This window comes from Shewanella sp. MM_2022_3, from assembly GCF_022557375.1.
Taxonomy (GTDB): Bacteria; Pseudomonadota; Gammaproteobacteria; order Enterobacterales; family Shewanellaceae; genus Shewanella; species Shewanella xiamenensis.
In genome coordinates this window covers 1-10762 of record NZ_JAKZGV010000079.1, presented here as the reverse complement: position 1 = coordinate 10762, position 10762 = coordinate 1, and the positions used below count along the sequence as shown (strand labels likewise).

Sequence of the window (10762 nt, the reverse complement as noted above, 5' to 3'; positions counted from 1 at the left end):
CGGCTAATAATTAAAGTAGGTAAAAATAACATAATTGTTCGATTTCTAATTCAATTATCAATATGTGGGTAAGTAGGATCCAATCTGATGAAATTATTATCAAAAAGCTGTTTAATCGGCAGCAGTTTTATCTCAATGGTAGCTGGTGCTGCAGAAACTCCTGTAGATTTAGGGGAAGTAGATATTGCGAATAAATCAGCAACTGAGACTTCTACAAGCGATAATAACAGTAAAGCTGCAGTAGCATATGAAACATTTGATCCTGATAATTCTGGTCTAAGTGTAATAAATGCTAAGGGCATAAATAAGGTTTCTGCTGGAGGAATTGATACATCAGAATTGTTGAAAGTTTTACCTTTTGTGCAGATGGATGTAGGAAGTCATCAGGTTAATCAAGCTAATGAACAATCTATTCGTCCATCCAATTTCTCCATTGCAGGAGGTAATTATTATGATAATAACATCATGATAGATGGAATTGGAACAAATTCTGTGATGGATGTGGTTAATACAAATCCTGATAGTGTTTATAATGTAGCTGGCCAAACAGCACAAACGTTATATGTTGATCCATCACTATTGGATAGTATCGAAGTTTTTGATTCAAACGTTTCTGCAAAATATGGCAATTTTGTGGGCGGAGCAGTGAATATGAAGCTGCGCAAGCCTAAAGATGAGTTTGCAGTAAGTTTTTCAGCTGGGTTGCAAAATGACAGCATGAAAAATTATATTCATGCTGATGAATTTGAGGATGATACAAAAAATAATCCACCACCTGAATTTGTTAAATACAACACTTCTGTCGCAGTGGATATACCAATATCTGAAAAATTAAAAACATTGTTCAGCTATAGTCGTTCTGAATCTGAAGTAGACTATGATATGGATGAAGCCTATGGCGGTAGACAATTTACTAATAGCGATCTCTCTGAGAACTTCTTACTAAAAAGCACCTATCAGTTTTCTGAAAATTTAGACGCAGAAGCACAAATTGTCTATAGCCCTTATACCAGTGGTTATGACCGAACTAATGCGACTAACTCTCATGTTGATAGTGAATCAACAGGTTTATCGAGTTATTTTAAATTAAATGGTATAAATGGAATATTTGATTGGGAAACAAAGTTTGCTTATACACTATCAGATACAAGTCGAAAAGCGGGAGCATATAATTACGTTTGGCCGAGTAGCTATGCGGATTGGTGCTCCAGAACCACTTGTACAGATGGGAGTTATGGCAATTTAGACCAAAAGCAAGAAGATTATACTGCTAGTTTTACAGGTCATCTTCCACTGTGGAATGGGGATTTTAATTTTGGTTCAGATCTGACTCGTATTGAGGCAAGCAAAGTACGTGATGAAGATGGGTACAGCTATAATTATCTAAAAAGTGTCCCTGGTGGAGCTAACAAATTTATATGCAGCGAAGGTGATGATGCATGTAAAGAGGGAGTGGCAATTTTGAATCGCCGCTCTGTTTATGAAGCTTATGATGCTGAAGTTGATCTTAACACCTTGGCTGTTTGGACCGAGTACCAACGTCAGTTTGGTAGTGTCAATTTACGTGGTGGATTACGGTATGATTATGAAGACTTTTTGAAAAATCATAATATTTCGCCACGTTTTACTGCTAATTGGGAGTTTTATGATCAGATGTTTTTAACCTTTGGAGCTAATCGTTATTACAGTAATAATATGCTTGCTTACGCTATTCGCTCTCAAATGCCTGATGATATTATGCAATATCGGAAAATTGATGCTAACGGTACAGTTGGTGACTGGTATGAAAATAGCCGTACTCGAAGTACTGATTATGGTGAATCTAATTTAAACACGCCTCACAGCGATGAATTAACCAGCGCGATTACATTACCTACACCATTAGATGGTAGCGTTCGTCTAAAAGCCGTCTATCGTTGGAATCGTGATATATTTACCCGAGAAAAAATTACGGCTCCAGAACCTATTGATGGAGCACCTAAAGTGAGCAGTTACTATGTTCTTAGTAATAAAGGAGAAACTAATTATCGTGGTATAGCACTTGAGTGGAGTGGTCGTTATCAAGATCACTATTTCAATGCTAATATTAATTGGTCAGAAACAAAAACGCTCGGCAATGCAACAAGCTATGACAGTATTGTAGATCCAAGTAAAGAAAGTACGAGTTATCTATACTATCAAGGACAGATCATCACTGAGACTGAGTTAAATGATATTGAGGGTGCACAAAATTATGCTGCACCAATTAAGGGGGTTATTTCTTGGTCAACAGATTGGATCGATGAGCGTCTTAGTACTTCAATGAAACTTAATTATCGAGGTAAATACACGTCAATATCCGATACTGGAGAAAATATCACCATAGATGCGAATACCTATGATATTTATGAACGTGCAGATCGTAAAGCTTTCACTTCGATAGATTTTAATACCAGTATACGTTTAATGCAGATTGCGGGTAATTGGGCAAGAGTTGACGTGAAATTTATTAATTTACTCAATGATTTACCTCATACTAATTCTTCTTCAACAGCACCTTATCAAGAGGGGCGCAGTTATTGGGTTTATCTAAAATATGATTATTAAGAACAAGAAATTTTAATATTTGTACATGACTAATAACAATGAAAGAGATAACAAATGCTAAAAAAACTATTTATCGGCACATTACTAACCATTATCTTGTCAAATACTGTGCAAGCTAAACCAATGACCTTTGGATCAGCAATTGATGAAAAAAATGTGTCCAAAGTTTCAACTATCTTAGCAAAGCCGGAATCATATCTTGGTAAGCAAGTAACGATCAGAGGAATGGTCACAAATGTTTGTGAAAAGCGCGGGTGCTGGATGACCGTTGCCTCCGATCAAAAATTCCAAGAGCTTTATATTAAGGTTCCCGATGGTGAAATGGTTTTCCCTATTAGCGCTCGAGGTAGCAATGCTATTGTTACTGGGTCTTTAAAGGCAGTTCCATTGACGCTAGAAGAGACCCGAGGCTGGCTTGCTGAGCAGGCAAAAGTTGAAGGGAATTCATTTGATCCTGCATCTGTGACTGAACCAATTAATTTTTACGAATTGACACCAGCAGGAGTGAAGATCCTTGAATAGCTCAGGTTTCAATTGGTTTAAGTTGAACCGAGCTTTACACCGTGACATTGGTTATTTTTGTGTCGGTTTAACAATTGTATTTGCGGTCTCTGGCATTGCTGTTAACCATATACATGAATGGAATTCAAATTACAGTATCGAACGCAATGTAATCAAGGTTCCGGACTTTCAATGGTCAACTTTTAATGACATAGAACTTAATACCAAACTAGTTGAGCAAGCTAAGCTAGAACAACCTTTTAAAAGTGGATATTGGAGCTCGCCGCAACAATATCGACTTTTCCTTAAAGATGGTTCAAACCTTACTTTAGATATAGCTAGTAACGAATTAACTGTAGAGCAAATTTCACCTCGATATGTACTGCAAGCATTCAATAAGTTGCATTTAAATCAAGGGCATAAGTATTGGGTGATATTCTCAGATATCTACGCAGCGATGCTATTATTTTTAGCTTTGTCGTCATTGTTTATGGTTAAGGGTAAGAATAGTCCATGGCGAAGTAAATCTATATGGTTGCTGTTAGGTTTATTGCTGCCATGTTTATTTATTTTTATATTATAAAAATAGGTATCTTTAATTGACCTCTTAATCTCAGCAGACTGATTATTTTATGTTCTGTATTTTGAGTGGACTCATAAATGTTTGGTTTGTAATTGTCTAAAAATTGGTCATAGAAGTGATTTGCACTTTAATAATAGTTAAAGTGCAATTTTCGAGTGTTTTAGCGGCTTTGTTTCCTAAATTGGTTGAACTAAAACCGTAGCCGCTGATCTGATCGGCATTGCCTATCAACTTACCCATCAACCGTGTCAAAGCCTCGCTATAAAACAACCAACTGGAAGCAATACAACCAAGCCTTAATCAACCGCGGTTCACTTACCTTCTGGATTGATGAGGATTCAATTGCTAAGTGGAAAGCGAAGGTTGAGCAGCCCATGAAAGGTCGTCCTCGTGTGTTTAGCGACTTAGCCATTACCACAGCGTTGATGTTAAGCGTGTATTCTCTATGTCGCTAAGAGCCTTACGGGGCTTCATCAATTCGGTATTTAAACAGGGTGGCATCCCATTATCTTGCGCGCATTACACCTGCATCAGTAAACGCACGAAAACGGTCAATATTGCTTTTAAAACCAAGACTCGTATGAGCTATCGACTCGCTAGGCTTGCAAGTCTATGGCGTAGGTGAGTGGAAAGTGAAGAAACATGGCATAGATGGGAAGCGCCGAGTGTGGCGTAAACTGCATATTGCCGCAGAACTCAGTTTATCAGGTGTCACAGATGCTGAAGTGATGCCTAATTTACTTAAGCAAAACCATCGAAAAATCCGCAATATCTTAGGTGATTGTGCTTGTGACACAATAGCTTGTCATGATGCCGTTCGTCGAAAACGCGCTTTAGTGCTGACCCCACCGAGGGAAGGTGCTGCACTCTGGGAACCAGGACATCCACGTAACTTAGCCGTCAGTTGGCAACAACTTCATGGCTCAAATAAGCAGTGGAAAAAAGGCTTTGTTTCCTAAATCAGTTGAACTAAAACCATAGCAGGTGATCTGATCGGCATAGCCTATCAACTCACCCATCAATCGTGTCAAAACCTCGCTATAAAACAACTAACTGGAAGCAATACAATCAAGCCTTAATTAATCGTGGCTCACTTACCTTCTGGATTGATGAGGACGCTATCGCCCAGTGGAAAGCTAAGGCTGAGCAACCAAGGAAAGGTCGCCCACACGTATTTAGCGACTTAGCCATTACCACCGCACTAATGGTTAAACGTGTTTTCTCTATGCCACTGCGAGCGTTACAAGGCTTTATCAACTCGGTGTTTAAACTGGCTGATATTCCGCTTTCGTGCCCACATTACACTTGTATCAGCAAACGAGCGAAAGCCGTCAAGATTGCTTTTAAAACCAAGACGCGTGGCACCATTGAGCACTTGGCTATCGATTCGACAGGCTTGAAGGTTTATGGCGAAGGTGAGTGGAAAGTGAAGAAACATGGCACAGATGGCAAGCGCCGCGTGTGGCGTAAGCTGCATATCGCCGTCGATACCCATAGCCATGAAATTATTGCAGCAGAACTGAGTTTATCCGGCGTCACTGATGCTGAAGTTATGCCGAATTTGCTCAAGCAAACCCATCGAAAAATCCGAAATATTTCAGGTGATGGTGCTTACGACACAAGAGCCTGTCACGATGCGGTTCGTAGAAAACGCGCTTTAGTACTCATTCCACCGAGGGAAGGTGCTGCGCTATGGGAACAAGGGCATCCACGAAACTTAGCCGTCAGTTGGCAACAGCTTCATGGCTCAAATAAGCAATGGAAAAAACGATATGGTTATCATCGCCGCTCAATCTCAGAAACCGCTATGTACAGGATAAAACAACTGCTAGGAGGCACGTTGAGCATGCGGAATTATAACGCTCAGGTGGGAGAAGCTTACGCGATGATTAGGGCTTTGAACAAACTTACTGGGCTAGGTATGCCTGAAACCCACTATGTAGCTTGATATTTAGACGATTATGAGGGGCTTTGTTCGCTGAATCGATTTAGGAAACAAAGCCACTTTTAGGATAATTCCTATGAAATTTCAAGCAGATTTGAATTTTAAGCCCCTGTCGTGTGTCAACTAGGGGGGGGCGGCTTTGTTTCCTAAATTGGTAGAACTAAAACCGTAGCCGCTGATCTGTTCGGCATTGCCTATCAAGTTACCCATCAACCGTGTCAAAATCTCGCTATAAAACAACCAACCGGAAGCAATACAACCAAGCCTTAATCAACCGCGGTTCACTTACCTTCTGGATTGATGAGGATGCAATTGGTAAGTTGAAAGCCAAGGTCTGAGCCGCCCAAGAAAGGTCGCCCTCAATTATTTAACGACTTAGCCATTACCACTGCGTTGATGGTTAAGCGTGTTTTCTCTATGCCACTGAGAGCCTTACAGGGCTTCATTAATTAGGTGTTTAAACTGGGTGATATCCCATTTTCTTTCCCGCATTACCCCTGTATCAGTAAACGCGCGAAAACGGTCCATATTGCTTTTAAAACCAAGACTCGCGGCGCCATTGAGCACTTAGCTATCGACTCGACAGGCTTGAAAGTCTATGGCGAAGGTGAGTGGAAAGTGAAGAAATATGGCACAGATGGAAAGCACCGAGTGTGTCGTAAACTGCATATTGCCGTTGATACACATACTCACGAGATCATAGGTATAGAACTCAGCTTATCAAATGTGACCGACGCTGAAGTCATGCCGGATTTGCTCAAACAAACCCATCGAAAAATCCGCAATATCTTAGGTGATTGTGCTTAAGACACGAGAGCCTGTCATGATGCCGTTCGTCGAAAACGCGCTTTAGTGCTGACCCCACCGAGGGAAGGTGCTGCACTCTGGGAACCAGGACATCCACGTAACTTAGCCGTCAGTTGGCAACAACTTCATGGCTCAAATAAGCAGTGGAAAAAACGGTATTGTTATCATCGCCGCTCAATCTCATAAACCGCGATGTACAGGATAAAACAACTGCTAGGAGGCACGTTGAGCATGCGGAATTATAACGCTCAGGTGGGAGAAGCTTACGCGATGATTATGGCTTTGAACAAACTTACTGGGCTAGGTATGCCTGAAACTCACTATATAGCTTGATATTTGAACAATGATGAGAGTTTTGTTCGCTGACTCGATTTAGGAAACAAAGCCATGCATATGTTGAGCGATATAACCGTACAGTGCGCTACGAGTGGCTAAACCAATATTTATTCAGCAGTATTGCCGAGGTACAAGAGCATGCGACATTATGGGAATAATGAACGACCAAAAAAAACAATTGGTGGAATACCATTGAAATATAAATAGGCTTTAATAACGTAATCTTGACTTTGTTTCCTAATAGTGAAATCCAATGTTTTTTGGGTTTAAATCAAAATAATATTCTGATTACAGATAAACGACTGACGATGAAACAAGGGTTTTAAACGCCATGCTGGCCGCTCAGGAAGTACTCTGTAGATATTTGTGCTTTTAGGAAACAAAGCCCGTAATCTTCTACGTCTAACGTCCATTAAAAATAGGATGATTACTCTTACTTCAAGTTGAGCATATTGAATCGGCAGTAGGTTGTTATCGAGGATGATGGGAGATATCGAGATGCTTTACTCCTACGACTTTATTTTTACCGATTTCGGAGACACGGTCACGAATACACTCCTAACTGCAGGATATGTAATACTCATCTTTTTAGCTTCAGAACTGATCAAATGTTGATCAGTTGAAAGGCTGGTTTTCGTGACCGTGACCACCAAGTTGTTGTTAATAGTCGTTAATGTTTAGTCCGATTGTCATTCGAATAATGCTAATTAAATCAATTGACAACAATTTAGGCAAAAGAGGTAACGCACTAAAATCCATATCTGCACGGCCTGTCACGCCGGGGGTCGCGGGTTCGAGTCCCGTCCGCTCCGCCAAATAGGAAAAAGCCTCATCATTTGATGAGGCTTTTTCATTTGCGATATCAGTAAACCACTAGTGGCTACCGTCTAAAGAATGTTGATATTTTAAGATTCAATTTTGTTCGTTTGAGCAAGTGCTGCTCGCGAAGCGAGTAAATATGGGTCGTTATTTTACTCAAATTACCAGCGTCTCTAATCACTGAAAGTAAAGAGAAAAGTCTTGCCAGAATGAACTCTTCGGGCAGTATTTGGCTGATATTTCTGCTGAGTTATCTTAGTTTTATGTAGCTTAACTATGCAGTACGGACTTTGCCTCGCACAACCAGCCAAACTGCTGCAACAAACCACTCTGAAACGTTGCCAACGCGCCCTAATATCTCAAATAAACTGGTCATATTGGCTATGTGGTTTTATCCCAATATTGCTACTCGCATTCATTTAAAACCAGCTGTTTATCTATTTCTTTTAGCCTGGCCAAAGCTTCAATTTAGTGTTTAGCTAAATTTTCATCCTGAAAGCAACTGGAATACAATCAAGACGGTGGAATAGTTTTACTAGTTTGTTGTTTTGGCATGAGTTATTTTTTAAGTTGAACCTTATCTAGAAAATCATTGTGCTGAAGGTTCTACTAAGATTCTTATTATTAGCGCTTAACATTGACGCATAGTGAATAACGACTAATATAAGACAGATGAGACACTCATGAGGTGATGCTATGCCAATACCTGTCACAATTGCTGATGATTCTTTAATGTCCAGAAAAGCGGTAAGACGAGCTTTACCGGAGGACTGGGATGTTGAGATCACTGAAGCGTGCAATGGAAAAGAGGCCCTAGAAGCAGCTAATTCAGGTAAGGCTGAGGTACTATTTCTTGACCTGACCATGCCTGAACTTGATGGATTTGGAGTACTTAAATGTCTTCATGAACAACAATCAAAGACGGTTGTGATTGTGATAAGTGCAGATATACAGCCAGAAGCTAAATTGTTAGTTGATTCCCTAGGTGCTTTTCGTTTCTTACAAAAACCGTTACAACCCGCACAGTTAAGAGAAGCACTTTTCGATGTGGGGCTAATATGAATATGTTGCTATCTGAAGAACAGCGAGACGCGCTCCAGGAATTGATGAATATTTCTATGGGGCAAGCAGCTAATTCACTTGCTCGTTTAATCGAAGCGAAAATTACACTATCAATTCCTAAAATCAGTGATGTTACTCCTGAACAATTTGTCTCTATGCTATCGGACGAGGCAATGTGGTACACACGCCAATCATTTTTAGGCAGTATTAAAGGTGAAGTTATTTCAACGCTATCTAAGCAGGGCTGCGATGCGATTGGTACATTAATGGAGTATGAACTGCCACTTACTCAAGACCGGTTAAATGAATTGTTGTTAGAACTTGCCAATATTTTAGCTGGTGCATGTTTAACCGGATTTGCTGAGCAACTTTCATTAAACGCAAAGTTAAGTATGCCGACAATGTACAATGCGGCTAGTCAGCATTACCACTATAGATGGGCAAGTACTTTAATGATGGAGGTTGAGTTTAAAGTGGAAGTGAGTCAGTTTGACTCAAAAGTTGTGATCTGTTTGGAAGAGGCATCAGTTCAAACTTTATTAGCGAAACTACAGCAGCTGCTGGAGTAATTATGAGTCAGTCACAGCTATTGCAGAAGCTTACTTCACGCTTACCACTTGGAATTTGTGTGGTTGATGAGTTTTATCAAATTATTTACTGGAATGAATTTTTTACCGATAGATTGTCAACCGATAATAAGTCAGTTACACACGAAAATAACTTACTCGCGTTATTCCCTGATGCCGCAAAATTTCTTCAGAAAAAAATTAATAGCGTTTTTGTGCTTAATAATGCCAGTTTCTCATATTGGGAACATCGTCCACATGTATTTGACTTTAGTAGCAGTCGGCCTATTACAGGTGAAGAGACTGCTATGTACCAAAATATTGAGTTTTTCCCGCTCGATATAGAAAATAATCAAGTGAAAACAGTTTGTTTAATTGTGCAAGATGTAACTGAGCTTGCAAGTTATTACCAAGCACAAAAATGCCTTTCTGAACAATTGGAACAAGAGCATACTGCACTGAGTCTTCTCAATAAAAAACTAGAGGCTGCTCAGAATCAATTATTACAATCTGAAAAAATGGCCGCAATTGGGCAGTTAGCTGCAGGTGTTGCTCATGAAATTAATAATCCAATTGGTTTTGTGAATTCAAATTTACAAAGCTTACAAGATTATAATGATAAGTTATTAAAATTACTTAGCTTTTATCAAAAACTAGTACATAAGATTGGGTCTCCGCCTTATTTTGCACTTGAACAAGATATGCTGAAGCGGCATCAGTTTGAATTTATATGCTCAGATTTACCTGATTTAATCAATGAATCGATTGAGGGATTAGATCGCGTTGCCGTAATAGTGAAAAGCCTCAAGTCTTTTTCTCATGTAGATAGTAGTGAATGGCAATATGCTAATGTAATAGAGGGTATTGAAAATACATTAAAAATTGCTGCTAACCAAATTAAATATAAAGCTGTTGTTCTTCGTAATTTCCAGGATAATTTGCCAGAGCTATATTGTCAGCCAATGCAGCTTAATCAAGTATTCCTTAATTTGTTAGTTAATGCTGCGCAAGCTATAGAGGAAAGAGGTGAAATATCTATCGATGTAAGTGCGACAGAATCAGAATTTATGATTGTTATTCGTGATACTGGTTCTGGTATTGCAGCACAAGATATACGTAAAATATTTGAACCTTTTTACACCACCAAACCTGTCGGAACAGGCACAGGGCTTGGTTTATCATTATCCTACAGTATAGTTCAAAAGCATAAAGGTGAGATTAAAGTCACTTCTACTTTAGGTGTGGGCACTTCTTTCACTGTGATATTACCAATCTTAACTCCTGCTGATGTTTTTGAGTGTTAGGTCTGACTCATGTGTTATCATTGATATTATATCCTATTATTTTTCATTTTCAGCTAAAAGTGCATCCGTTATAGCGGTTGACAATTCGTTGATTTCATCTAGGGTTATCATTCGATTTTTTAGTTTCACATTGAGATGAGCCGCACATGACGATATATTGCTAAGCCCTAAACACGCACTTGTTCCTTTTAGCTTATGTAATTCATGTCCTAACTTTTTTACTTCTCCATCATTGATAAGTTGCTTTAATAAA

8 protein-coding genes and 3 pseudogenes are annotated in these 10762 nt (G+C 39.4%); 10 read left to right on the top strand and 1 reads right to left on the bottom strand.

Annotated features, from left to right (window positions below):
• Nucleotides 1-87 precede the first annotated feature (87 nt).
• The 10 genes and pseudogenes from MMG82_RS20750 to MMG82_RS20705 all read left to right on the top strand — a co-directional run bounded on the left by MMG82_RS20750 (nt 88) and on the right by MMG82_RS20705 (nt 10509).
• On the top strand, nt 88-2586 hold the full coding sequence (locus tag MMG82_RS20750; protein WP_241407364.1) for a TonB-dependent receptor plug domain-containing protein: 2499 nt from the start codon (nt 88-90) through the stop codon (nt 2584-2586).
• A 54-nt stretch (nt 2587-2640) separates the two neighbouring features.
• Nucleotides 2641-3108 carry a DUF4920 domain-containing protein gene (locus tag MMG82_RS20745; protein WP_241407363.1) on the top strand — a complete coding sequence of 156 codons (468 nt, stop codon included), beginning with the start codon at nt 2641-2643 and terminating at the stop codon, nt 3106-3108.
• Nucleotides 3101-3670: a PepSY-associated TM helix domain-containing protein gene (locus MMG82_RS20740; protein ID WP_241407362.1), complete on the top strand. Its 570-nt coding sequence runs from the start codon at nt 3101-3103 to the stop codon at nt 3668-3670. Before MMG82_RS20745 ends, MMG82_RS20740 begins: the two co-directional genes overlap by 8 nt.
• A 245-nt stretch (nt 3671-3915) precedes the next feature.
• Nucleotides 3916-4620: pseudogene (locus MMG82_RS20735) on the top strand (IS5 family transposase); the annotation flags it as partial.
• A gap of 74 nt (nt 4621-4694) precedes the next feature.
• A complete protein-coding gene (locus MMG82_RS20730) occupies nt 4695-5618 on the top strand; it encodes an IS5 family transposase (protein WP_069453706.1) in 924 nt (307 codons plus the stop codon).
• A gap of 212 nt (nt 5619-5830) precedes the next feature.
• Nucleotides 5831-6755 (top strand): annotated as a pseudogene (locus MMG82_RS20725) (IS5 family transposase).
• A 47-nt stretch (nt 6756-6802) separates the two neighbouring features.
• Nucleotides 6803-6965 (top strand): annotated as a pseudogene (locus MMG82_RS20720) (integrase core domain-containing protein); the annotation flags it as partial.
• A 1308-nt stretch (nt 6966-8273) separates the two neighbouring features.
• Nucleotides 8274-8639, top strand: coding sequence for a response regulator (locus MMG82_RS20715; protein WP_037419128.1), 366 nt, complete (start codon nt 8274-8276; stop codon nt 8637-8639).
• Nucleotides 8636-9208 (top strand): chemotaxis protein CheC, encoded by a 573-nt coding sequence (locus tag MMG82_RS20710; protein ID WP_037419126.1) that lies wholly within the window; start codon nt 8636-8638, stop codon nt 9206-9208. Before MMG82_RS20715 ends, MMG82_RS20710 begins: the two co-directional genes overlap by 4 nt.
• Before the next feature lie 2 nt (nt 9209-9210).
• Entirely contained in the window at nt 9211-10509 is a 1299-nt protein-coding gene (locus tag MMG82_RS20705) for an ATP-binding protein (protein WP_037419123.1), read from the top strand.
• Between the two features lie 36 nt (nt 10510-10545).
• Here MMG82_RS20705 and MMG82_RS20700 read toward each other — a convergent pair.
• A partial coding sequence (locus tag MMG82_RS20700; protein WP_241407361.1) for an Hpt domain-containing protein occupies nt 10546-10762 on the bottom strand: 217 nt, incomplete at its 5' end.